Raw genomic sequence first — 24,202 nt, forward strand, 5'->3', positions numbered from 1 at the left:
AGGTGTTTCAACTTAATGCAACACTTTGTTTCGTTTAACTTGATATTTAAGTTCTATTGGGCTTTTATCCAGTTTTACCTTGCATTTAAAAGGGGACTGTGGTATCATTTTTAAGCCTAATGGCGTCAATGTTCCGCTGATTCAACTTGGATGAATGAACAATTGATAAACTTGATGAAAAGGAGAAATTGAAGATGAATTTAAACCTAGTAAATGAAATTACTAAAAATCAACTTCGTAATGACATTCCTGAGTTCCGTCCAGGTTGTACAGTACGTGTTGACGTAAGAATTAAAGAAGGAGACAAATCTCGTATCCAAGCATTCGAAGGATTAGTTATCGTAAAGCAAGGAAGAGGTATTGGAGAAACATTCACTGTTCGTAAGATCAGTAGTGGTGTAGGAGTTGAAAGAACATTCCCAATTCATTCACCAATTATCGACAAAATTACTGTAGTTCGTAAAGGTAAAGTTAGAAGATCTAAATTATTCTACTTACGTGGACTTTCTGGTAAAGCTGCTCGTATTAAAGAAGTTCGTTAATTTAAGCCGGTTATCCGGCTTTTATTGTATAATAGACTCGAGGTGTCATTATGAAAAATATAAATTGGAAAGAAGAAATAATTGATTTTTTAAAAACATTACTTGTTAGTTTTTTAGTGATTTTCTTGTTCACTAAATTTATAGCGAAACCAGTGCGTGTTAATCAAAACTCAATGTATCCAACAGTTCTTGATCAATCAGTTGGAATTACAAATATATTTTCTGTAGAAGTATTACATGATATTAATCGCTTTGATATTGTTGTTGTACAAACAGATGATGGAAAAAATTTAATCAAACGTGTAGTTGGCTTACCAAATGATACAATATCATTTAAAAATGATGTTTTGTATGTTAATGGACTACCAATGGAACAACCATTTTTAGATGAAGCATATGTAAATGAAGAAAAAGCTAAGTATGGTTTATTCACAAATGATATAGAAGAAATTACTCTTGGTCCTGATGAAATCTATTGTTTAGGAGATAATCGACCTTATTCAAAAGATTCAAGAGAGTATGGACCTTTTAGAGAATCACAAGTGATAGGTAAGGGGATATTTCTTCTCTATCCTTTTAATCGATTTGGAGGTGTTGAGTAATGACAATTCAATGGTTTCCTGGGCATATGACGCGTGCTAAAAGGCAAATGCAAGAAGCACTTAAAACAGTTGATATGGTCATCGAACTACGTGATAGTCGTATTCCAAAAGCAAGTCAGAATCCAATGATTGAACAATTAATTCAAGGTAAACCAAGATTGATCCTTTTATCTAAAAAAGATAAGGGAGATAGTCGCGAAATTGACCGTTGGATTGAATGTTTATCCAATGAAACAACGATAGTTGTAGCAGTAGATTTAATTCATGATAATGTTGTTGAAATTATTGTGAATGCTTGTAAGAAAATCATGAAACCAAAGATCGATAAACAAATTTCTCGTGGTATTCGTCCACGTGCAATTCGTGCTATGGTTTGTGGTATTCCCAATGTTGGTAAATCAACTTTGATTAATCGTATCGCTAAAAAGAAAGTAGTAGAAACAGCCAACAAGCCAGGTGTTACAAAGGCTTTAAAGTGGATTAAGCTACATAAAGATTTAGAATTATTGGATACGCCGGGTGTTCTTTGGCCAAAGTTTGAAGATCAAGAAGTTGGTTACTATTTAGCACTATCAGGAGCGATTCGTGATGAGATATTAAATCTTGAAGAAATTGCCGCATTCGCAATGAAACGTTTGATTGAACAATATCCAGAAAACTTAAAACAATTATATGGTATTGAAGTTATCGATGATCCATATAAAATGATAGAAGCAATTGGACGTAGTAAGAATTTAATTAAAGCAAATGATGAAGTAGATTATGCGCGTACTATTGATTTTTTCCTAAGAGACTTACGTGATGATAAATGTGGACGTATTACTTGGGAGAAAGCGAATGTCTAAACATACCACAAATGAGTATGAACATACTTATTGGGATCAACATCAATTATTAATGGGTATTGATGAGGCAGGGCGAGGACCCTTGGCAGGACCTTTGGTAGTTGCGGGAGTTGTATTTGAAGAAGGATATCATAATGAAGATATCTATGATTCAAAAGGAATTTCAGAAAAGAAACGTGAGATGCTATTTGATTTAATACTTCAAGATGCTAAAGGATATAAGATTGAGATTGTTGAACCTAACATCATTGATGAAGAAAATATCTATCGTGCTACTCAAAACGCGATGAATCGTATCGCAACAATGCTCGATGCACCGATTGTCCTTACAGATGCAATGCCTTTACCCAATCAAGACAAAGAAGTCATTTCCTTAATTAAAGGTGATCAAAAGAGTATCAGTATTGCAGCAGCGAGTATCTTGGCAAAAGTTACACGGGATCGTATTATGATTGAATATGATAAGCAATATCCGGAATATGGATTCAAACAACATAAAGGATATCCAACTAAGCAACACATTGAAGCATTAGAAACTTATGGTGTTTTACCAATTCATCGAAGAAGTTATGCACCTGTTCAAAAGTGCTTACAACTGAAACTAGATATATAAAGTGGGAAACCACTTTTTTTAGGATTAACTTTTTTATTTCGTATATATAAGTAGGTGAGAATATGGAATATTCAAAAAGAATTGCTTATTATGCGTATGAAGTAGATGGTGACTGGGATAAGATTGCAGAAAAAATAAGAAATAATGATGAACCTAAAGTAGTACCTATTCATGAGAAATACACAACTATTTTAGATTCAGATTATCCCAATCAACTAAGAGATTTGAGATTTCCTCCGTGGATTTTATTTTACTGTGGTAATTTAGCTTTGGTAAATCAAAAATGTGTAAGCATCATTGGGTCAAGAAATCCTAGTGCCTATGGATTATGGGCGACAGAAGAAATAACAAGAAAACTAGCGAATCGATATGTTATTGTATCAGGACTTGCGAAAGGAATTGATGCAAAGGCACATGAAACAGCCCTTATTTCAGGTAAAACCATTGGGGTTATTGGTAGTGGCTTAAGTATTTGTTATCCCGAAAGTAATAAAAAGGTATATGATAAGATGAAAGATAGTCATTTGATACTATCGGAGTATCCTTATTATACAAGGATCAAAAAACATCATTTTCCTTGGCGTAATCGCATCATTGCAGCATTATCCGAGGCGTGTATTGTGTGTGAGGCAAGATATAAAAGTGGAACGATGTTAACTGTTAATGAAGCATTAACACTATCAAAAGAGGTCTATGTAGTACCTCATCATATTGGCGAAATTGAAGGAGAAGGATGTAATTTACTAATAGAACAAGGTGCACAAATCATCACATCTATACAAAACTTAGAAATTTAAATACATTGCAAAGTGTTGAAAAGTGTGTTACTTTAGGTTATCGTAAGCAATAGAAATTAGAAAATAATTACATTTCGAGGTAAATACTATGAAAAATTTAGTGATTGTGGAATCACCATCAAAATCAAAAACAATTGAAAAATACTTAGGTAAGGATTTTGAAGTTGTCTCAAGTAAAGGACATATTCGTGATCTAGCGATAAAGGGTAAAGATGGGTTAGGAGTCGATGTAGAAAACGACTTTACGCCAACATATTCTGTAAGTAAAGATAAGAAAGACGTGGTTAAGGACTTAAAGACGCGTGCTAAAAAAGTAGATCAAGTCTATCTCGCAACCGATCCCGACCGTGAGGGAGAAGCTATTTCATGGCATCTAGCACAAGTATTAGGACTCGATGTTGATGACATTAACCGTGTTGTATTTAATGAAATTACAAAGGACGCCGTATTGGGTGCTTTTGATCATCCTCGTACAATTAATATGGGACTTGTGAAATCACAAGAAACACGTCGTATCTTAGACCGTATTATTGGTTTTAAACTATCAAAACTATTAAAGAATAAGATTAAAAGTAAATCGGCAGGAAGAGTTCAATCTGTAGCACTAAAATTAATTGTTGATCGTGAAAAAGAAATTAAAGCATTTATTCCAGAGGAATATTGGACTTTAGATGCCGTTTTTAATAAAGAGGGAAAAGAGTTTAATGCAAGCTTATCAAAGATTAGTGGTAAGAAGGCTGAACTTAAAAATGAAGCAGATGCAAAGAAAGCATATGAAGCATGTTTAGGAGAATTTGAAGTTACAAACGTAAAGAAACAAGTTCGTAAGAAAGATCCAAAACTACCTTTTATTACATCTACTCTTCAACAAGAAGCATCAACGAAACTTGGATTTAGTGCTAAACGTACTATGTCAATTGCTCAACGTCTTTATGAAGGTATTGAGTTAAAGAACAGCACAGAAGGGCTAATTACTTATATGCGTACGGATAGTACTCGTTTAAGTGATGTGTTTGTAAAGGCAGCAAATGAAAAAATTCAAGAAGAATTTGGTAAAGAATATTTAGGAAACTACAAAGTTAAAAATGATGAGAATAGCCAAGATGCCCATGAGGGTATTCGTCCAACTAACATAGCGAATACACCAGAAGAGGTTAAAGACTATTTAAGTGCAGAACAATATAAGTTATATAAAATGATTTATGCTAGAGCTCTAGCATCTTTAATGGCACCTGCAAAAACAAATACAGTTGCGGTAACATTATCACAAAACAAATATGATTTTACAGCTAATGGTACTCAACTTGCATTTGATGGTTACTTGGCAGTTTATTCAGCATATGAATCAAGTAAAGATGTATTATTACCTGAACTTGATGAATCAGAAAAGATGCCTGCAAAAGAATTAAAGAGTAATCAACACTTTACAGAACCTCCACTAAGATATAGTGAAGCTCGTTTAATCAAACAAATGGAAGAAGAAGGTATTGGTAGACCAAGTACTTATTCTATGATTATTGATACAATTCAAGTTAGAGGATATGTAAGTTTAGATAAGAGTACAGAAACATCAAAGACAAAAGTATTCTTTCCAACAGAACAAGGTGAACTTACTACTGAAAAGTTAGATCAATATTTTAATGACATTATTAATGTAAAATACACAGCGCAAATGGAAAATGAATTAGATGGTATTGCAGATGGTGTAACGGACAACGTGAAATCATTAAGAGATTTCTATGAACGTTTTGAACCACTTGTAAGCCATGCTTATGACAATATGGAAAAAATGGAACCTGAAAAAGTAGGAGAAGTTTGTCCAGAATGTGGTAATGAATTAGTGTACCGTGTAGGTCGTTTTGGTAAGTTTATTTCTTGTAGTACTTTTCCTGAGTGTAAATATACACGCAAGATGGAACAACCTGAAAAAGAAAAACCAGAACCATCGGGTAAGATGTGTCCGGATTGTGGAGCTGAATTATTAAAGAGAAAGAGCCGTTATGGTAATTACTTTCTAGGTTGTAGTAACTTCCCTAAATGTAAACACATTGAAAATATTGAAGGAGAAGAAGCTCCTAAGTTTAAAAGAAGAAAGGCAGCAAAGAAATAATGAGTGATGTAATTGTTGTTGGAGCAGGTCTTGCAGGATGCGAAGCATCTTGGCAATTAGCAAATCAAGGATTTCAAGTTAAGTTGATTGAAATGCGCCCCAAGAAAATGACACCAGCCCACAAAACTGAAAAGTTTGCGGAACTTGTATGTTCGAATTCACTTCGTAGTGACGCTCTTACCAATGCAGTTGGGTTATTAAAACAAGAAATGCGTATGTGCAATTCATTGATTATGAAGATAGCAGATGAAACTAAACTTCCAGCAGGAAGTGCGTTAGCTGTTGATCGAGAAGAATTTTCACGAAAGATAACAGAAGCAATTCAAAACCATCCTAATATTGAAGTTGTTTATGATGAAATAACAGAAATACCAGAGGGTCCTTGTGTTTTAGCAAGTGGTCCTTTAACAAGTGAACCTTTATCAAAGGCAATACAAACTTTTTTGGAATCTGCACAATTTTATTTTTATGATGCAGCAGCACCAATTATTGAAAAGGATAGTATTGATTTTAATAAAGCGTATTTTAAATCAAGATATGATAAAGGTGAAGCGGATTATATCAATTGTCCAATGACAAGAGATGAGTTTAATACTTTTTACCGTGAATTGATACAAGCAGATACAGTGCCAATCAAAGACTTTGAAGAAGAAGTTTACTTTGAAGGGTGTATGCCTTTTGAAGTTATGGCGAAACGTGGTATGCAAACTCTATTATTTGGTCCAATGAAACCAGTAGGATTAGAACACAATGGTGTGCGTCCCTATGCAGTTGTTCAATTAAGACAAGACAATGCGGTTGCGAGCTTATACAATGTTGTGGGATTTCAAACACATTTAACTTGGCCTGAACAAAAACGTATTTTAAATTTGATTCCAGGATTAGAAAACTGCCAAATTGTTCGTTATGGTGTAATGCATCGCAATTCATTTATTAATTCACCACTTTGTCTTAAGGAAACATATCAATCGATAAAACGAGATGATTTATTTTTTGCAGGACAAATGACAGGTGTAGAAGGATATGTTGAAAGTGCTGCATCAGGCTTACTTGCAGGTATCAACATGACTCAAGTTTTAAAGAAAAAACAGCCAGTAATTCTTGGTAACAAATGCATGATGGGTGCAATGGTGCACTACATAACACATGCTGATGCAAAACATTTTCAACCAATGAATGCGAACTTTGGTATACTTAGATTAGAAGGAGACTTTAAGAAAAAAGATAAAAAGGATGCTTATGCACCTCAAGCTCTTAAAGTTATACAAGACAAGTTATGCGAAGTGATGCCCTTGATCAAAGTTTAGATCAGTTTTTAAATTATATTAAAATGAGCAAATCAGGTTCAGATAAAACACAAGATGCATATCGTAGAGATATCAATCGTTTTATAGAATTTTTGATTAAAGAAGATATCACATCTTTTGAAGATGTACAAAAAGAGACTGTAATGGATTATATTACACAACTTCGAAATGGGAAGATAGGAACTAGAAAAGTTTCTAATTCTAGTATTTCACGTGTGTATTCTTCATTGCGGTCTTTTTATCGCTACTTAAATCGATATGAAGATGTAGAAAATAATCCAGTACAAGGGTTTAAAAATCCCAAAATGAGTAAACACTTACCTGATTTCTTAACACTAGATCAAGTTATGGCAATCTTGAGTAGTTTTGACTTAAGTAATCCAGTAGAGTTACGAGACCGAGCAATCTTAGAAACAATATATGCATGTGGTTTGCGGGTGAGTGAAGCAACAGGACTTCAAATCAACAATATTCAATTTGATCAAGAAATATTGATTGTACTTGGAAAAGGGAATAAAGAGCGTATGATACCTTTTTATCCAAGATGTGGAAGATTACTTCAAAAATACATGAATGAGGCAAGAGCTCAATTTATCAAAGAAGATCATGGTTTCTTGTTTGTTTCACAAAGTGGAAAACCAATCACCTCGCGTTATATTCAATATATGTTGAAGAATGTTGGGGAGAAGAATGGGATTCCTCTTGAACTTCATCCTCATATGTTAAGACATTCCTTTGCGACACATTTGCTCGATAATGGTGCTGATTTAAGGGTTGTACAAGAATTATTAGGGCATGAAAACTTAGCCACAACTCAAATCTATACCCATATTACAGTGGATCGCTTAAAGAAAGTTGTTAAGATGTCCCATCCACGTTCTAGAAAGTAACGAAAATCCCTTGTATAATAAGGGATTTTATGCTATATTATACCTCGGCACGTATGTGCTTAATTCACACACCATGGATTCATTGACTCCGTGCTCAACAGAGTTGTCAATGTTGGAAATGGTGGAGGAAAACAACGGAAAGCGAGGAAAATTAAATGTCAGTTGTTTCAATGAGAAAGTTATTAGAAAATGGTGTTCATTTCGGACATCAAACACGTAGATGGAATCCTAAGATGAAACCATATATCTACGCAGCAAAGAATGGGGTTCATATTATCGACTTAGCACAAACACAAGCTATGTTAGATACTGCTTATGCAGCTATGAAAGACATCACTGAAAAAGGTGGTAAAGTATTATTCGTAGGTACAAAGAAACAAGCTCAAACTCCAATTCTAGAAGAAGCTTTACGTTCAGGTTCATTCTATGTTAACCAAAGATGGTTAGGAGGAATCTTAACAAATTTCCGTACGATTCAAAAATCAATTAAAGGTTTATTAGAAATCGAAGAAATGGAAACTAGTGGAACAATTAATCTATATCCAAAGAAAGAAATTGCTTTAATGCACAAGAGACAAACACGTTTAGAAAACTTCTTGGGCGGAATTAAAGAAATGAAAAAACTTCCAGATGCATTATTCGTAGTAGATCCTACTGAAGAACACAATGCAGTTGCTGAAGCTAAAAAATTAGGAATTCCTGTATTCGGTCTTATCGATACAAATGCAGATCCTGCAATGTTAGATTACCCAATCGTTTCAAATGATGATGCTATTCGCGCTGTTAAGTTAATGATCGGTGTTATGGCAGATGCTATCGTTGAAGCAAAAGGTGGTTTATTAACAGTTGCATATCAAGAAGATATGTCTGCTGAAGATATCACAATGAAAGATGTAATCATCAACGTTGAACAACAAGCTGAAGAAAATGAAAAACGTCGTCGTCAAAGAATGGAAGAACGTCGTCCTAGAGATGGTGCTCGTCGTCCTTATGGAGAACGTCGTGTAATTAATAAGAGAGAAAATTCAGAAGAAACAAAAACTGAATCGACTCCTGTACAAACAGAAGCACCTAAAAAAGTAGCTGCAGAAGCTGCAGTAGAGGGTGAAAAACCAAAAAGAGCTCCAAGAAAAAAGGTAACTGAAGAAACTAAGGAGGCAGAATAATCATGGCAATTACTGCTGCACAAGTAAAAGAACTAAGAGAAATTACTGGCGCTGGAATGATGGATTGCAAAAAAGCACTTACTGAGTGTGATGGCGATATCCAAAAATCTATCGACTGGTTACGTGAAAAAGGTATTTCAAAGGCAGCAAAAAAAGCTGATCGTATTGCTGCTGAAGGTTTATCAAAAGTTATCGTTGACGGAAACAAAGCTTGCTTAGTTGAAGTTAACTCAGAAACAGATTTCGTTGCTAAGAATGATCAATTCTTAGAATTACTAAATAAAACTACAGAAACTTTATTAAATAGTGGTGTTTCTACATTAGAAGAAGCGTTAAAACTACCTATGAATGGTAAAACTATTGAAGAATGTTTCGTTGATGCTACTGCAACAATTGGTGAAAAAATCACTCTTCGTCGCTTTGTAGTATTAACTAAAAACGATGGTGATATCTTTGGTTCTTACATCCATATGGGTGGAAAAATCAGTGCATGTGCTGTATTAAAAGATACAACAAATGCTGAAATTGCTAAAGATATGGCAATGCAAGTTGCATCAATGAGCCCAAGCTATGTATCAAGAGCTCATATGCCTGCAGAAATCGTTGAACATGAACGCGCTATTCAAGAAGAAATCATGAAAAATGATGAATCTTTAAAAGGAAAACCTGAAAAAGTATTATTAGGTATCGTTGAAGGTCGTGTAAGCAAATCTCTACAAGAAATGAGCTTAGTAGACCAAATCTTCTTTAAAGATCAAGATAAAAAAGTTGCTCAAGTTTTAAAAGAAGCTAACACTGAAGTGATCGAATTCGTTCGTTATGCTGTAGGTGAAGGTATCGAAAAACGTGAAGAAAACTTTGCTGAAGAAGTAGCAAAAATTGGAGCTTAAGTCGAAAGACTTAAGCTTTTTTTTCGTTTGCTTAAACGTAAAAGGAGTATAAACAATTTAATGAGTTGTGCTATACTTTGATTATGGACATACAACTATACGAAACGATAAAAGGAAATGGAGAAACAATAATACTTCTTCATGGTAACAATGAAGATCATACTTTTTTTGTGCACCAAATTTATGCGCTCTCTAGATTTTATCGTGTTATTGCGCTTGATACACGAGGACATGGACGATCACAAAGAGGAAAAGAACCTTTTACGATTAGACAGTTTGTACAAGATGTATATGAATATATGGAACAAAAGCAAATCGAACAAGCACATTTATTAGGGTTTTCTGATGGGGGTAATATAGCACTACTCTTTGCGATTCAATATCCCAAAAAGGTAAAAAAATTAATCATTGATGGAGCAAATTTAGACCCATCAGGAGTAAAGAAAAAGTTTCAAATTCCGACTAATATTGAATATTATATAAGCAATAAAATAAATAAAAATTCTAAGAAAACAGAAATGTTAAGACTCATGGTTAATGATCCCTATATTAATCACGATGATTTAAAGAAAATTCAATCACCAACACTTGTTGTCGCGGGAACTAAAGATGATATTAAAGAAAGTCATACAAGATTAATCGCAACATTAATACCGAATTCAAAGCTATGTTTTATTGATGGAGATCATTTTGTTGCCTATAAAAATCCAAGTCAATTTAACGATGCAATTCTAACTTTTCTAAATGATTAATTTTAAAGAGTATATTAGTTGCAACCTATATTGTAAAAGAATAAGATAAATTTGGAGGATTGAATATGAATACACTTGAACTTAAAAAGGGGATTACTTGGACCGGAGTACTTGATCCAAACCTAAGAATTTTTGACATCATTATGGAAACTAAATTTGGAACTTCTTATAACTCATATTTGGTGGAAGGTAGCGAAAAAATTGCGCTAGTTGAAACTGCAAAACTTAATTTCTTTGATGATTATTTAGAAACATTAAAATCATTAATTGATGTTTCTAAAATAGATTATGTCGTCTTAAATCATACAGAACCAGATCATACGGGTAGCTTAGAAAAGTTAATTGAGATTAATCCAAATCTTGTGATTGTTGCGACACCGGTAGCGATTGGATTTTTAAAAGAAATAATGAACTGTGATTTTTACAGTATTGCTATTAAGGATGGAGAAACACTATCACTAGGAAATAAAACTCTTCATTTTATGACATTACCAAACTTACATTGGCCAGATACGATGTTTACTTATTTAGAAGAAGATAAGACACTTTTTACATGTGATTCTTTTGGAGCCCATTATAGTTTTGAAGATGTATTAAGAAACAAAGTGGTAGATGAAGAAGGATATCAAGAAGCACTTAAATATTATTTTGATAATATCATTGGACCATTTAAAAGACCATTTATGCAAAATGCATTAAAGCGTATTCAAGATTTAGATATACAATTAATTTGTACTGGACATGGTCCAGTGTTGGATGCAAAAATTCCAGAGTTAATTGCTCAATATCATACATGGGTAGATGAGAAAAACCCAAATGTTAGAAAAACAGTTATTATTCCTTATGTAAGTGCATATGGTTATACAGCTCAACTTGCAAACAAGATTAAAGATGGTATTAAAGCAGCAGGTACTATTGATGTAAGACTTTATGATATGAATGAAGCAGATAAAGCGAAAGTATTAGAAGAAATTGGTTATGCAGATGGTTTTCTATTAGGTACACCAACAATTGTTGGTGAAGCTTTAGAACCAATTTGGGAACTTGCGATTGCATTGCATAGTCCAGTTCATGCAGGAAAACTTGCGAGTGCCTTTGGTAGTTATGGATGGAGTGGAGAAGGTGTTCCCCATATCATTGAAAGACTAAAACAAGTTCGTTTAAAAGTGATAGATGGATTTAGAATTCGTTTTAAACCAAGTGAATCTAATTTAGTTGAAGCTTTTGATTTTGGTTATAATTTTGGATGTGTTCTCATGGATAAGAAAAATGAGAAATTAGAACCAAAGAAAAGTGGTAAAGTAAAATGCATGATTTGTGGTGCAATACTTGATGATACAGAAGATATTTGTCCAGTATGTGGCGTAGGTAAAGAAAACTTTATTGCAGTTGAAGATTTAACACTGACTTACCATCACGATACAAAAGAACACTATGTTATATTAGGTGGTGGAGTTGCAGCTTATAATGCAGCACGTGAAATACGATTTAGAAATGATACTTGTAAGATTACAATGATATCAGAAGAGTCATATCTTCCATACAATCGTCCAATGCTGACAAAGGCACTACTTGCAAATTTCACTGAAAATCAAATGGCAATTGAAAAAGCGGATTGGTATAAAAATAATAAAATTAATTTGAAACTAAATACGAAAGTATTAAGTATTCATCCTGATAAAAAAGAAGTTATCTTAGATAATGGAGAAACATTAACTTATGATAAATGTATTTATGCATTAGGCTCTACTTGTTTTGTTCCACCAATTGAAGGACATACACTAAAACAAGTAATAGCGATACGTGGTGTAGGGGATGTTAAGCAAATTACTGAACTTTTACCAGATACTAAACATGTTGTAGTTATTGGTGGTGGTGTATTAGGTCTTGAAGCTGCATGGGAAATGCATAAAACAAAATGCAAAGTCACAGTATTAGAACTACTTCCACATTTAATGCCTCGTCAATTAGATGAAGGTGCATCAACTGTGTTACGCAAAATCTTAGAAAAGAATCATATTGATTTACATACAAATGTTAAGATTAAGAGAATTGCAGGTACCGATAAAGTTGAAGGTGTTGAATTAGAAGATGGAACAATAATACCAGCTGATTTAGTTTTAATATCAGCAGGAGTTCGTGCAAATACAAAAATCGCAACAGATGCAGGAATTGAGGTCAACCGTGCTATCATTGTGAATGACCATATGGAAACAAATATCAAAGATATTTATGCTGCAGGAGACTGTGCAGAGTACGATAACATTAATTATGCATTGTGGTCAGAAGCAGTTGATATGGGTATTGTTGCAGGAGCAAATGCTGCAGGTGATGATAAAACATATCAAACAGTATTAGGTGCATTATCATTCTTTGGTTTGAATACGAACCTATATGCGATAGGTGATACAGGAAAGAATCCTGACATACAATATAAAACAGTTGAAGTAAGTGATACACAAAAAGGTACATATGAAAAACTATACTTCGCTAATAACCTACTATGTGGATTTATTCTACTAGGAGATTTAAAGAAGATGAAAGATTTAACAAATGCTTACTTAGCAAAATCTTCATTTGCAGATGTTTTAAAATAGATTAGCGTACATTTCCTATTAGTACAATGTACTTTGCTTTACAAATGCTTCAAAAAGTAGGAAACTATACTTATCAGGAGGATTAATCATGGATAAATATCAATGCCCTTGTGGGTATATTTATGACCCAGCTATTGGGGATGAAGCTACAGGTGTAGCACCAGGAACAGCTTTTGCTGATTTACCAGCTGACTGGGTTTGCCCAGTTTGTGGTGCTCCAAAGGATTTATTTTCAAAAATTTAATGAATAGAAGATCATCTTCTAATTAGAAACTCCCTTGAGGAGTTTTTAATTTGTGTTGCACTTTGTTACGTGAATTTGTATATTCAATACTTCATGTATCTTTTAACATAAGTTTTGTTTGAATAAAGGTTTTATAACCCCTAAAATTAGAAAGAAAAGGGGAGCTAAATACATGTACTATATACTGTTAGGAATGTCCTTGGGATTCGGGTTTATTACCAAATTCAAATATGGTAAAAAAATATATTGCTTTATCATGTTTCTTGTATTGGCTATGGTATCGGGATTAAGAAATGGAGTGGGTTATGATTTCAATCCATACATTGGAATATTCTATAAATCTTATCTAACGCAGCTTGAAACTTTAATGAGTGGAACATTAGAAAAGGGATACATATTTATTAATGAAACCATAAGTAATTTTACATTAGATTATCAATGGTTGTTTATTGTTGTTGCGATCATTGTTGCAGCTGCAGTAATGTGGTTTATATATCGCTATTCTAAGAACGTGTGGTTAAGCGTTTTTGCGTTTTTGGCATTTGGGTGTTTTTATTTCAGTATGGATTTTATGCGCCAAATATTTGCAGGAATTATTATGATGTATGCATTTAAACGATTAGATGAAAACGACTACTTCTATTATGTATTACTCGTTTTATTTGCATCTTGTTTCCATAAGTCTGCATTATTGATGTTGCCACTATTATTAATACTAAAGATTCCTTTGAACAAAATCACATTTGGTATCTATACTGCACTTACATTTATAGCACTCGTATTCTCAGAGTTTTTTATCCAACTGGTATTGAATAAAGGATATTATACTAGTTATGTTTTGGACAATGTTCACATGACAACAGGAATACCTATTATTTATGGTATTGTGGTTGGTGCAATTTTTGTATTAGCTTTTATCTATAGAAAAGATTTGATTAAGATGAGAAGCATGAATCGTATTCTATTAGTAGTAGCCTTCTTAAATGCTGCTTTTACAATTATTGGTGCGAAACATTCAATTATCTCAAGATTTACAGTATTACTAGAAATTCCTGTGATTGTGATTCTCTTAGTCGATTTAATTTTGGTTATGATGAAGAAGATAAAGAATCCAAATTTAAAAATATCAATTCTGCTTGGTTTCTTATTGATATCAATGGGGTATCATTTCTATTTAGAAATGAACAACTACAATGGAGTATTCCCATATGAAATGGTAGATTTGGGGTATAAATATGAAATTAAATAGAAACAGTTTACAACGATTCAATATTTGTGCGATTTTATATTTTGTTTACATTTGCTTCTTCTATGAGAAAAATTTATTTGGTGGGATATTTTTTCAAATATCGAGAGTATTGATTTGGGTATTCTTGTTAATTTTAATCTATGAATCGTTTAGCGCTGGTTACCATGAACAAATTTTATTTATTGTATTGATGTTTGTGATACTGGCATCATTTTACTACATTGATACTTCAGTCTCATCCGCAACAGTTTGGGGATTTGGATTATTTGAGTTAAATAGAACCTTATTTACACTACCACTAAGTTATTATCAATCACTAAATGAAGTTGTATTTATCATGGTTTCTGTGGGTTCATTTATACTTGGATATGCAGTGAAACTCATTAAAAACTATGTATTGGTAACAAAAGCTAACAAAGATGTAACTAACGAAATAAAACCAACAAAATAAAAGTTTATAATAATGTTAACAGGGTAAAGGAGGACTTTATGTGAAAAAGAGAATTATTACACTTGTTACGCTAGTGTTATTTTTAGTAGGAATGACATCAAATGTTTTTGCAGCGGGGGATTATAGAAATAACCCAGATAACCCAAAACCTACTACACCTACAGTTACAGCTAAACCAACAGCTAAACCAACAGTTACTGCAACGCCAGCAACTGAAAAAGAAGCAGCTGTTAAAGAAGCTCAAGAAACAATTAAAAATGCTGAAACAGGTACATTACCTTCAGGGGAAGCTGGTAAGATTATTACAATCGAAAACGCAGCTAAATTACCTGCAACATTAATTGAAGAAGCAATTAAATCAGAAACACCAGTTGTATTCATGAACAAAGATAAGACAGTTGCAATCCAATTTACAGGTTTAACTGTAAGTGCTGATCAATTACGTGATTTATCTACAGTTATGAATGTTGCTACAGATGCAGCTGCTAAAGAAAAATTTATTGCAACACTTGATGCAGCAACTCAAGAAAAAATGGCTACATATGCTGAAAACTCAGTATTTATTCAACCAGAAGCTCAAGGGGAATTTGGAGTTTCAATGATTATTTCAATCAAACAAGTTGAAAAACCAGCTGATGCAGCTTATGAAAACCCATTCCTTTATTATGTACATGATGATGGAACAATTGAAAATTATGGAATCGTTGAAAGTGGTGATGGTTGGTCAAAAGCAGTCATTAATCACTCATCAAGTTACATGGTTTCTTATAACTTAATTGAAGACGCTGTAGTTGATACTGAAAGTGCTAACTACAAAGCAAATAAAGCTAATGGCGTTGACGTAGATACTATTTTAAACATCGAAGCAAAAGATGAAGCAACTGCTGCTCCTGAAGCAAGTGCTGCTCCTGAAACTACTGCTCCTGCAACAGACAATAACTCAACAATGTTATTTGTTGGTGGTATTGCATTAGTTGCTGTAATCGTTGTTATCGTAGTAATGTCAAAACGTAAAAAAGATACTACTGATCCTACTAACAAGCCTAAAGCTTAATAAGTAACTATATATTAAATTAAAACTGACTTCGGTCAGTTTTTTTAATATTTAATTGTACTAAAAGAATTGTTAAATCTTTGTAAAGTATTCTGTAAAGTATTTGTAAAGTTCTTGTAAAGTGTTAAAATCTACCTAGATAAAGATATCTATTATTGAGGGAAGAATATGGGAATAGGGAATATTATAAGTTTACTTGGTGGGCTAGCGCTCTTTTTATATGGAATGCATATGATGAGCACCAACTTAGAGGGTATTGCTGGTAATAAATTAAAAGGAATCTTAGAAAAGTTAACTGCGAATCGATTTTTAGGTGTTGCAGTAGGTGCTGGTATTACGGCATTAATTCAATCATCAAGTGCTACAACAGTTATGGTTGTTAGTTTTGTTAATTCAGGACTTATGACGCTTCAACAAACGGTATGGATTATCATGGGTGCCAATATTGGCACTACGATAACTGGACAATTAATTGCATTGGATGTAGGAATGATTGCACCATTAATAGCTTTTGCTGGTGTAGTTATGGTTATGTTTTCAAAAAGTAAGAAACTTTCCTTTATTGGAGGTATTATTGCGGGATTAGGTATTTTGTTTATTGGTATGGGAATAATGAGTGATTCTATGTTGCCATTACGAGATTCTCCTGCATTCATTAGTTTAATGACGACCTTTAAGAATCCTTTATTAGGTATTCTTGCAGGGGCACTGTTTACAGCAGTTATACAATCATCTTCTGCTTCGGTAGGTATTTTACAAGCTTTAGCTTTAAGTGGTCTTATAGGGCTTGATAGTGCTGTATACGTGTTATTTGGTCAAAACATTGGAACATGTATTACTGCAGTTCTTGCGTCAATAGGAACAAATAGAAACGCTAAACGAACAACGATTATTCATTTGCTGTTTAATATCATTGGTACAACAATATTTGTAGTAATTTGTATGAACACACCATTTGTACCATTCATGGAAACATTTACACCTAACAATCCTGCTGCACAAATTGCGAATGTACATACAGTGTTTAATATTGCGACAACATTAATTCTACTACCATTTGGTAATTACTTAGCAAAACTCGCAATCATGATTTTACCTGATAAAAAATCTGAAACAGAAGCAGCTGAAGACAAATGGTTAGATGAAATCATGAATAGTAACTATGTATTAGGAACTTCTATTCTTGCGATTCACTATATTGGACAAGAAGTAAGTGATATGTTTAAACTTGTTCGTAGTAACATTGAATCAAGCTTTGATTTATTAGCAAAATATGATAACAAGTCATTTGATCTTGTTAAAGCAAATGAAGATGAAATTGATAAATTAAATTATAGTGTTGCAAAAAAGATTTCAAAAGTATTATCAATTGAACAATCATATAAAGAAGTTAAAATACTAAATGATTATTTTAGAGCTTTAACTAACTTAGAACGTATTGGTGATCATGCCATGAACTTTGCAGAATATGCGCAAACAATTAATAGTAATAACTGGGATTTAACACATGATGCATCAACTGAAATACAAGAAATGAAGAAAAATTGTATAACTGGATTAAATTTATTTACAGAAGACTTACACAAAGATGCACTGTTGATAAAAGCTAGCCAGATTGAGCAAGTTATTGATGATAATACAACGCTATTTAGAACAAATCAAATCAAGAGAATGAATAATCAAGAATCAAAGATTGAATCTGCAATCTTATACTCAGAATTACTTTCTGATTATGAACGTATTGGAGATCATATTCTAAATCTTGCAGAATTACATTCAAGTTTAACAGAATTACGCGAAGAATTAAGAGAAGCGAATTGAACCTAAAAAGTCAATTCCTTTTTTTTAGTTTTTCTTATGCTATAATGAAGTCCCAAGAGGGAACAAATATATTTCCTACATAGTGATATAAGGGAATTCGGATGTCTAATAGTTGTGTGAATGCTTAATATGATTAAGAATCCTTAAATTAATAGCAGAATACCCACCTGTACTTAACAGGGATAAATATCAACCCTTTTGGGTTTAAATAGTTGTAATATGGTTGTAAACCAGTTAAAATAATAGAGTAATTTAATGAAGGTGGTGGAAGTTATGAATATGTTTTGGGCATCAATATCAAGTTTAGTTGTAGGACTACTCATTGGTGGTGGATTAGGTTTCTATTTCACTCGTCGTACATTTGAAAAACAAATGAAGGAAAATCCTCCAGTAAGCGAAAAGATGATTCGTGCTATGTTTATGCAAATGGGACGCAAACCATCAGAATCACAAATTCGTGCCGTTATGAAATCAATGGGACAATAATTATTAGTTGAACTAAACAAGGGTGAATTGAATAATTCACCTTTTTTAGTCTTTATGACACTTGTGTAACAAAATGCATGTTCTAGGCAATTAATGACACATCCCAATGGAAGTTAAAAATTACCGAAAATGGTATAATTTAACAAGCGGGGTGAATTTAATGGAAGAGAATTATACTGAAATCGACTTATCCAAGATTTGGGAATCGTTTAAACGAGTTTGGTTTTGGTGCGTAATCGTTTGCATATTATCAACAGGGGCAGCTTTCTTAATAACTAATTATTTAATTGTGCCAAAATATAAAGCGACAGGGAAAATTATAGTAGTTCAAAAAAATGATGCTCAAAATGCACAAATGAATATCAATGATGTTAACTTAAGTCAAAAATTAGTAAGTACATATAGTGAAATCTTAAAAAGTGAACGTATTAGTGATTTGGTTGTAACTGAACTTAACCTACCATATACAAATAAAGAGTTTGTAGATATGGTTAGCGTATCATCAGCAAACAACACAGAAGTAATTAATGTTGCGTTTACATCTCCAAATCCACAAGAAGCAATGGATGTAGCAAATACAACAATTAAGATTTTCCAAGAACAAATTTATGAAATCATGAGTATTGAAAATGTTAGTGTTTTAAACTGGGCTAAGTTTCCTTACTATCCAGATAGTCCAAGTATGATTAAGAACTTAGCAATTGGTTTATTGATAGGGATTATGCTAAGTGGATTAATTGTATTTATTGTGTTAATTAAAGACAGTAAAGTTAAAACGGAAGATGAATTTAGAGAAATACTTGGATATCCAATATTAGGAGTTATTCCTGATTTTGCAAATGAATTAGCTAGATTGGAGAAATCATATGACAAGAAGTAAGTTAGAATCAGTTAAACAACCATTTCTAGATATTATTTCTTTATATGATTCAAACAATCCGGCAACGGAAGCATATCGTACATTACGTACAAATATTATGTTTAAGACATTTGATAAACCAATTCAAGTCGTTAATATTACAAGTGCGGATCAAAGTGAAGGAAAAAGTACAACGGCTTTAAATCTTGCGGTTGTTTACTCACAATTAAATAAAAGGGTTTTAGTTCTAGATTTAGATTTAAGACTTCCATCAATTCACAAGAAACTTAAAATTAGAAATACAATCGGTATAACTGATTTTCTAAACAATCGTGTAACATTTGATGATGCAATTAAACATGTATTAAAAAATGTAGATGTGATGACTGCAGGTACAAAAATAATATATCATTCAGAGTTTATTCAATCAGCAGTGTTACAACAATTCATTGAAAAAATGAGATCTGAATACGACTTTATTATTATTGACTGTCCACCAGTTGGTTTGGTTACAGACGCAGTAATTGTATCTAGATACACCGATGGCACGATACTTGTTTGTGAGTCAAATAAAAATGAGAAGAAAAATCTTCAAAGAATGAAATATCAATTTGATGAGGTTGGAAGTAATGTATTAGGTATAGTAATTACAAAAGCTGATTTTGGTAAGAAATATTATTCACATTATGGATATGGCTATGGTTACAAAAAAGATAAAAAGGGTAAGAAACGTAAAGAAAAATGATTGATATCCATTCACATTTAATACCCGATTTTGATGATGGTTCATCGAGCTTACATGAAAGCAGAGATCTAATCTTTGAATCTTGTAAGAATGGTGTTACAGATATCATTTGTACACCACATTATATGGGTATGGGAGAATACCAAAAAAGTTATTACGAAACCGAATTAGCCTTTAAACAACTATGTGAAGGGATAGAAGATTTACCAATCAATATGCATTTAGGTAATGAAATATTCTATACAAAAGAATGTATTAGTGATGCATTAGATGCAAAAAAATATCATACATTAGCAAACAGTAATTACTGTTTATTCGAATTAAAATTTACTAATTATGATGAAGAAGTTATTAATGAAGTATATGATTTGAATGCTTGTGGGTACTTACCAATACTGGCTCATCCAGAAAGATATTATTACGTTCAAAAAGATATGAATCTTGTGTATGAGTTGGTTAAAGAAGGCTGTCTTATGCAAGTTAATGCAGATAGTATTCTTGGTTATAATGGTAAAGATGCACAAAAAACGGTATTTAAATTAATAGAACATAATTTAGTGCACTTTGTCGCAAGTGATGCACACAATAGTGAAAGACGAATTAATCTTAAAGAAGCATTTGAAGTGATAGATCAAAAGTTTGGTGAGAAAATCGCAGACAAGTTATTCATAATTAATCCTAAAAAAATATTGGATAATGAGTTAATTGATTTAGATGAGTATACAAAAGTTTCGAAGAAGGGTTTATTTGGAATATTTAGTAAGTAAGGTATATCGTAAGATATACCTTTTATAGTGATTAACTTTCTTTACTTACATTATTTTAGTATAATTAACATATAGAGATAAAATATAAGGAGTACTATGAAACTAATTAAGAAAATATTATTAATATTGTTAATACTAGGTTTTGCGATATTTGGTTATCTAGGACTTGAAGGATATAATCGTTATAAAGAAGCTATTAAAGAATTACCACTATCAGTTGCGGTAAGTAATATACAGGCAGATCCTACATATGTAAGTTTTAATGAAATTGATCCGGATTTTGTTGATGCACTAACTTCGATTGAAGACCATCGTTTCTTTGAAAGAAGAGGTGTTGATTTTGTAGCGATTGGTAGAGCATTAGTTGCGAATCTTGTATCCAAAGAAATACAACAAGGTGGTAGTACGATAACGCAACAAGTTGCGAAAAATATTTATTTTAGTAATAAACCATCGTTGACTAGAAAAATTGCAGAAGTGTTCTTTGTTTGGGATTTAGAAGATCATTATACAAAGGATGAAATATTTGCGATGTATGCGAATATTATTTATTATGGTGATGGGTATTATGGTATTCGACAAGCAGCAAATGGATACTTCAATAAAGCTCCAAATGATTTGACATTGTATGAAGCAAGCTTACTTGCAGGGTTACCACAATCACCAAGTCGTTATCAATTAAGCAATGGTTATAAATTAATTAATGAGAGACAAAAGAATGTATTATCCGCAATGTTAAAATATAACGAAATCAGTACACAAGAAATGAATGACGCATTAGCGCAACAACCAAATTCTTGATAATTAAGAGGTTAAAGAATGATAAAAAAAATCATTCTTTTTTTATGTCTTTATATATTTTATATGATGTAACAAAACAACACGTAGATGGAACAAACATAGTTCCCACAAACAAAATCAAATACTCTTAAATGATATAATTAACAATAGAATAACTAAGTCAATTTTGACATATTTATTTAGGGGAGAGATCTTTGTGACATTAAGAAAAATACGTGTACTCGCATTAGTTTGTTTAGATATGACTGTCATTGTCTGTTCTTACTTTCTTGCTTATGCATTACGCTTTGATTTTAAAATAGGGACACAATTTAATTATGCTATAGCGATAGTTAAAGCATTGCCAGTTATATTATTATTACACTTAGCTATTTATTTATCGTTAGGTGTTTTTCGTAGTTTATGGAAATATGTAAGTATAGAAGAAGCTTTCTTACTTACAACATCAACTGTATTAGCTAATGTACTTTCTGTATTAGTACTGACAATAGCGAGATTCCCACTTATTCCTAGAGGTGTATATATTATCGCGACGTTGTTGATTATTATAGGAACTGTTGGTTCGCGAGTTTTCTATCGTTATATTCGTATTCGATCAAAATCCGTTAATAAAAAAGTGACTTCATTAATTATTGGAGCAGGTGATGGTGGGTATTTCCTATTGCGAGAAATTAACGCAAATCCACTTTATGAAAATAAAGTTGTTGGATTTATTGATGATGATACTGGTAAAAAAGGTAGATTTATTAATGGTGTTGAAATTTTAGGTACTTGTGATGATTTAGCGACCATCGTTGAAGAAAAAAATATAGAAGCCGTATTCATTGCGATACCAAGTGCTAGTAAAGAAGAACTAAAACGAATCATTAGTATTTGCCAACCGTTAAATATAAGAGTTCGAATCATGAGTATTGCAGAAGTTAAGCAATATAGTAAACCAGTAGTTAGAGATGTTTCCATTGAAGATTTATTAGGGAGAGGTGAAGTTCACCTTGAAACTAAAGAAATAAGTGAATATGTAGAAAACAAAATTGTTTGTGTAACTGGTGCGGGAGGTTCAATCGGATCTGAGTTGTGCAGACAATTATTGCGATTTAATCCAAAACAATTGATATGTTTGGATATCAGTGAAAATTCTTTATATGACCTTCAACAAGAAATTGAAATTCAAAAACGTAAAAATGACAAATATAAAGATACAGATATCCTATTCCTTATTGGGTCAATAAGAGATACAAAACGTTTAGCCCATGTCTTTGGTGTTTATAAACCCAACGTTGTCTTCCATGCTGCAGCACATAAACATGTACCTCTTATGGAAGATTCACCAAGAGAAGCTGTAAAGAACAACGTTGTAGGCACTTTAAATGTAGTACAAGCATGTATTCATAACAAAGTAGATAAAATGGTTTTAATTTCAACAGATAAAGCAGTTAATCCAACAAATGTTATGGGTGCAACAAAACGTATGTGCGAATTGATTATTCAAGCATACCGCAATAATGGTGTTACTAAGTTAGGTGCAGTTCGATTTGGTAATGTATTGGGTTCTAATGGATCGGTTATACCACTATTTAAAAAACAAATTGAATCTGGTGGACCAATAACAGTAACTGATCCAGAAATAACAAGATACTTTATGACTATACCTGAAGCAACACAGCTCGTCCTTCAAGCAGGAGTATATGCGAATCATGGAGATATCTTTGTATTAGATATGGGAAGTCCTGTGAAGATTACAAAACTTGCGGAAGACTTAATTCGTTTATCAGGATTAAGACCTTATGATGATATAGATATTGAATTTGTAGGACTTAGACCTGGTGAAAAGATGTATGAGGAATTAGCCCTTGGTGATGAAGTAAGACATAAAACAAAGAATGATTTAATTTTTGTGAATGAACCAATGGAAGTAGATTTAACTGATTTACTAAACAAGGTTCAAATACTAGAAGAAACAATAATCAAAAATATTCCTATATCAAGTGTTAAACAGGAAATACTGGAGATTATTAAGTAATGTGGTATGTCGTGTATGTCAAAGGTAGTCAAGAAGATAAGGTAGCACAATTTCTTCAAGACAATCAAATCAATGCATTTATTCCAATGAAAGAAAAATTTCATCGAAAAGAAGGTAAGTTAATAAAAGTAAATCAAGTATTATTTCCAAATTATATCTTCATAGAAACGACAGATAACTATATTGATTTTTCAGAAAAGTTTAATCAATTCAAGATTCGTAATAAAAACTTAATTAAACAATTAAGATATGATCTTGAAGGTACTCCACCTTTACAAGAGGAAGAGATAAGTATTTTAGAAAAGTTATTAGGTTTAAACAAGATTGTAGAAGTTTCACTAGGCTTCATTGAAGATGATAAAGTAGTTATTACAGATGGACCACTTATGGGGTTCGAAAGTTATATTACATATATCAATCGTCATAAAAGAGAAGCTAAGTTGGAAATAGAATTATTAGGTTCTAAACGAGAAGTAACAGTCTCGCTAGATATATTAACAAAGATATAGTTATGTAAGTTATTAGTTGTTTAGGCACTATAACACAAACTAAGGACATAGTTACATGCCTAGATTTAGTCTGGGTAGCGTAGCT

24 protein-coding genes and 1 other RNA gene are annotated in these 24,202 nt (G+C 32.5%); all 25 read left to right on the plus strand.

Annotated elements, in window-relative coordinates:
- Positions 1-194 precede the first annotated feature (194 nt).
- Positions 195-542 (plus strand): 50S ribosomal protein L19, encoded by a 348-nt coding sequence (gene rplS, locus RR643_RS07030; protein WP_332470129.1) that lies wholly within the window; start codon positions 195-197, stop codon positions 540-542.
- A gap of 50 nt (positions 543-592) precedes the next feature.
- Positions 593-1,144, plus strand: coding sequence for a signal peptidase I (lepB, locus tag RR643_RS07035; RefSeq protein ID WP_332470128.1), 552 nt, complete (start codon positions 593-595; stop codon positions 1,142-1,144).
- Positions 1,144-1,989 carry a ribosome biogenesis GTPase YlqF gene (ylqF, locus tag RR643_RS07040; RefSeq protein WP_332470127.1) on the plus strand — a complete coding sequence of 282 codons (846 nt, stop codon included), beginning with the start codon at positions 1,144-1,146 and terminating at the stop codon, positions 1,987-1,989. The genes lepB and ylqF overlap by 1 nt, the downstream gene beginning before the upstream one ends.
- Positions 1,982-2,602 carry a ribonuclease HII gene (locus RR643_RS07045; protein ID WP_332470126.1) on the plus strand — a complete coding sequence of 207 codons (621 nt, stop codon included), beginning with the start codon at positions 1,982-1,984 and terminating at the stop codon, positions 2,600-2,602. The genes ylqF and RR643_RS07045 overlap by 8 nt, the downstream gene beginning before the upstream one ends.
- Positions 2,603-2,664: 62 nt before the next feature.
- Positions 2,665-3,399: a DNA-processing protein DprA gene (gene dprA / locus RR643_RS07050; protein WP_332482770.1), complete on the plus strand. Its 735-nt coding sequence runs from the start codon at positions 2,665-2,667 to the stop codon at positions 3,397-3,399.
- Between the two features lie 88 nt (positions 3,400-3,487).
- Entirely contained in the window at positions 3,488-5,509 is a 2,022-nt protein-coding gene (gene topA, locus RR643_RS07055; RefSeq protein WP_332482771.1) for a type I DNA topoisomerase, read from the plus strand.
- Positions 5,509-6,816, plus strand: coding sequence for a methylenetetrahydrofolate--tRNA-(uracil(54)-C(5))-methyltransferase (FADH(2)-oxidizing) TrmFO (trmFO, locus tag RR643_RS07060; RefSeq protein ID WP_332470123.1), 1,308 nt, complete (start codon positions 5,509-5,511; stop codon positions 6,814-6,816). The genes topA and trmFO overlap by 1 nt, the downstream gene beginning before the upstream one ends.
- Complete coding sequence (gene xerA, locus RR643_RS07065; protein ID WP_332470122.1) at positions 6,786-7,706, plus strand: site-specific tyrosine recombinase/integron integrase; 921 nt, start codon at positions 6,786-6,788, stop codon at positions 7,704-7,706. The genes trmFO and xerA overlap by 31 nt, the downstream gene beginning before the upstream one ends.
- A gap of 155 nt (positions 7,707-7,861) precedes the next feature.
- Entirely contained in the window at positions 7,862-8,872 is a 1,011-nt protein-coding gene (gene rpsB / locus RR643_RS07070) for a 30S ribosomal protein S2 (RefSeq protein ID WP_332482772.1), read from the plus strand.
- Positions 8,873-8,874: 2 nt separating this feature from the next.
- On the plus strand, positions 8,875-9,762 hold the full coding sequence (gene tsf / locus RR643_RS07075) for a translation elongation factor Ts (protein ID WP_332482773.1): 888 nt from the start codon (positions 8,875-8,877) through the stop codon (positions 9,760-9,762).
- A gap of 83 nt (positions 9,763-9,845) precedes the next feature.
- Entirely contained in the window at positions 9,846-10,514 is a 669-nt protein-coding gene (locus tag RR643_RS07080) for an alpha/beta fold hydrolase (RefSeq protein WP_332482774.1), read from the plus strand.
- Positions 10,515-10,579: 65 nt separating this feature from the next.
- Positions 10,580-13,111, plus strand: a complete 2,532-nt coding sequence (locus RR643_RS07085) for an FAD-dependent oxidoreductase (RefSeq protein WP_332482775.1) — start codon at positions 10,580-10,582, stop codon at positions 13,109-13,111.
- 88 nt (positions 13,112-13,199) lie between these two features.
- Positions 13,200-13,355, plus strand: coding sequence for a rubredoxin (locus tag RR643_RS07090; RefSeq protein WP_332472614.1), 156 nt, complete (start codon positions 13,200-13,202; stop codon positions 13,353-13,355).
- 172 nt (positions 13,356-13,527) lie between these two features.
- Positions 13,528-14,604, plus strand: a complete 1,077-nt coding sequence (locus tag RR643_RS07095; RefSeq protein ID WP_332482776.1) for an EpsG family protein — start codon at positions 13,528-13,530, stop codon at positions 14,602-14,604.
- Positions 14,591-15,055 (plus strand): hypothetical protein, encoded by a 465-nt coding sequence (locus RR643_RS07100; protein ID WP_332482777.1) that lies wholly within the window; start codon positions 14,591-14,593, stop codon positions 15,053-15,055. Before RR643_RS07095 ends, RR643_RS07100 begins: the two co-directional genes overlap by 14 nt.
- A 40-nt stretch (positions 15,056-15,095) precedes the next feature.
- On the plus strand, positions 15,096-16,109 hold the full coding sequence (locus tag RR643_RS07105; RefSeq protein WP_332482778.1) for a hypothetical protein: 1,014 nt from the start codon (positions 15,096-15,098) through the stop codon (positions 16,107-16,109).
- A gap of 168 nt (positions 16,110-16,277) precedes the next feature.
- Positions 16,278-17,930, plus strand: coding sequence for a Na/Pi cotransporter family protein (locus RR643_RS07110; protein WP_332472610.1), 1,653 nt, complete (start codon positions 16,278-16,280; stop codon positions 17,928-17,930).
- Between the two features lie 46 nt (positions 17,931-17,976).
- A non-coding RNA gene (gene ssrS, locus RR643_RS07115) (6S RNA) lies at positions 17,977-18,139 on the plus strand.
- A gap of 64 nt (positions 18,140-18,203) precedes the next feature.
- On the plus strand, positions 18,204-18,416 hold the full coding sequence (locus tag RR643_RS07120) for a YneF family protein (RefSeq protein WP_442878360.1): 213 nt from the start codon (positions 18,204-18,206) through the stop codon (positions 18,414-18,416).
- 160 nt (positions 18,417-18,576) lie between these two features.
- On the plus strand, positions 18,577-19,296 hold the full coding sequence (locus RR643_RS07125; protein ID WP_332472609.1) for a YveK family protein: 720 nt from the start codon (positions 18,577-18,579) through the stop codon (positions 19,294-19,296).
- Positions 19,283-20,020 carry a CpsD/CapB family tyrosine-protein kinase gene (locus RR643_RS07130; RefSeq protein WP_332472608.1) on the plus strand — a complete coding sequence of 246 codons (738 nt, stop codon included), beginning with the start codon at positions 19,283-19,285 and terminating at the stop codon, positions 20,018-20,020. The genes RR643_RS07125 and RR643_RS07130 overlap by 14 nt, the downstream gene beginning before the upstream one ends.
- The gene (locus tag RR643_RS07135; protein ID WP_332482779.1) at positions 20,017-20,787 is read left to right on the plus strand and encodes a tyrosine-protein phosphatase; all 771 of its coding nucleotides are present in this window, start codon (positions 20,017-20,019) and stop codon (positions 20,785-20,787) included. Before RR643_RS07130 ends, RR643_RS07135 begins: the two co-directional genes overlap by 4 nt.
- 96 nt (positions 20,788-20,883) lie before the next feature.
- Positions 20,884-21,588: a biosynthetic peptidoglycan transglycosylase gene (locus RR643_RS07140; RefSeq protein ID WP_332472606.1), complete on the plus strand. Its 705-nt coding sequence runs from the start codon at positions 20,884-20,886 to the stop codon at positions 21,586-21,588.
- Positions 21,589-21,784: 196 nt separating this feature from the next.
- Complete coding sequence (locus RR643_RS07145; protein WP_332482780.1) at positions 21,785-23,608, plus strand: polysaccharide biosynthesis protein; 1,824 nt, start codon at positions 21,785-21,787, stop codon at positions 23,606-23,608.
- A complete protein-coding gene (gene loaP / locus RR643_RS07150) occupies positions 23,608-24,117 on the plus strand; it encodes an antiterminator LoaP (RefSeq protein WP_332482781.1) in 510 nt (169 codons plus the stop codon). The genes RR643_RS07145 and loaP overlap by 1 nt, the downstream gene beginning before the upstream one ends.
- The last annotated feature ends 85 nt before the right edge of the window (positions 24,118-24,202 follow it).

Source organism: Anaerorhabdus sp., assembly GCF_036637135.1.
Classification (GTDB): domain Bacteria; phylum Bacillota_I; class Bacilli_A; order Erysipelotrichales; family Erysipelotrichaceae; genus Anaerorhabdus.

Excerpts from the sequence above, each read along its gene's own strand:
- trmFO (WP_332470123.1), top strand. The coding sequence starts at position 5,509 with ATGAGTGATGTAATTGTTGTTGGAGCAGGTCTTGCAGGATGCGAAGCA.
- RR643_RS07085 (WP_332482775.1), top strand. The coding sequence starts at position 10,580 with ATGAATACACTTGAACTTAAAAAGGGGATTACTTGGACCGGAGTACTT.
- lepB (WP_332470128.1), top strand. The coding sequence starts at position 593 with ATGAAAAATATAAATTGGAAAGAAGAAATAATTGATTTTTTAAAAACA.
- RR643_RS07095 (WP_332482776.1), top strand. The coding sequence starts at position 13,528 with ATGTACTATATACTGTTAGGAATGTCCTTGGGATTCGGGTTTATTACC.
- RR643_RS07090 (WP_332472614.1), top strand. The coding sequence starts at position 13,200 with ATGGATAAATATCAATGCCCTTGTGGGTATATTTATGACCCAGCTATT.
- xerA (WP_332470122.1), top strand. The coding sequence starts at position 6,786 with ATGCGAAGTGATGCCCTTGATCAAAGTTTAGATCAGTTTTTAAATTAT.
- dprA (WP_332482770.1), top strand. The coding sequence starts at position 2,665 with ATGGAATATTCAAAAAGAATTGCTTATTATGCGTATGAAGTAGATGGT.
- RR643_RS07135 (WP_332482779.1), top strand. The coding sequence starts at position 20,017 with ATGATTGATATCCATTCACATTTAATACCCGATTTTGATGATGGTTCA.
- RR643_RS07120 (WP_442878360.1), top strand. The coding sequence starts at position 18,204 with ATGAATATGTTTTGGGCATCAATATCAAGTTTAGTTGTAGGACTACTC.
- RR643_RS07110 (WP_332472610.1), top strand. The coding sequence starts at position 16,278 with ATGGGAATAGGGAATATTATAAGTTTACTTGGTGGGCTAGCGCTCTTT.
- RR643_RS07080 (WP_332482774.1), top strand. The coding sequence starts at position 9,846 with ATGGACATACAACTATACGAAACGATAAAAGGAAATGGAGAAACAATA.
- loaP (WP_332482781.1), top strand. The coding sequence starts at position 23,608 with ATGTGGTATGTCGTGTATGTCAAAGGTAGTCAAGAAGATAAGGTAGCA.
- rplS (WP_332470129.1), top strand. The coding sequence starts at position 195 with ATGAATTTAAACCTAGTAAATGAAATTACTAAAAATCAACTTCGTAAT.
- RR643_RS07130 (WP_332472608.1), top strand. The coding sequence starts at position 19,283 with ATGACAAGAAGTAAGTTAGAATCAGTTAAACAACCATTTCTAGATATT.
- rpsB (WP_332482772.1), top strand. The coding sequence starts at position 7,862 with ATGTCAGTTGTTTCAATGAGAAAGTTATTAGAAAATGGTGTTCATTTC.
- RR643_RS07125 (WP_332472609.1), top strand. The coding sequence starts at position 18,577 with ATGGAAGAGAATTATACTGAAATCGACTTATCCAAGATTTGGGAATCG.
- ylqF (WP_332470127.1), top strand. The coding sequence starts at position 1,144 with ATGACAATTCAATGGTTTCCTGGGCATATGACGCGTGCTAAAAGGCAA.
- tsf (WP_332482773.1), top strand. The coding sequence starts at position 8,875 with ATGGCAATTACTGCTGCACAAGTAAAAGAACTAAGAGAAATTACTGGC.
- RR643_RS07140 (WP_332472606.1), top strand. The coding sequence starts at position 20,884 with ATGAAACTAATTAAGAAAATATTATTAATATTGTTAATACTAGGTTTT.
- topA (WP_332482771.1), top strand. The coding sequence starts at position 3,488 with ATGAAAAATTTAGTGATTGTGGAATCACCATCAAAATCAAAAACAATT.
- RR643_RS07100 (WP_332482777.1), top strand. The coding sequence starts at position 14,591 with ATGAAATTAAATAGAAACAGTTTACAACGATTCAATATTTGTGCGATT.
- RR643_RS07045 (WP_332470126.1), top strand. The coding sequence starts at position 1,982 with ATGTCTAAACATACCACAAATGAGTATGAACATACTTATTGGGATCAA.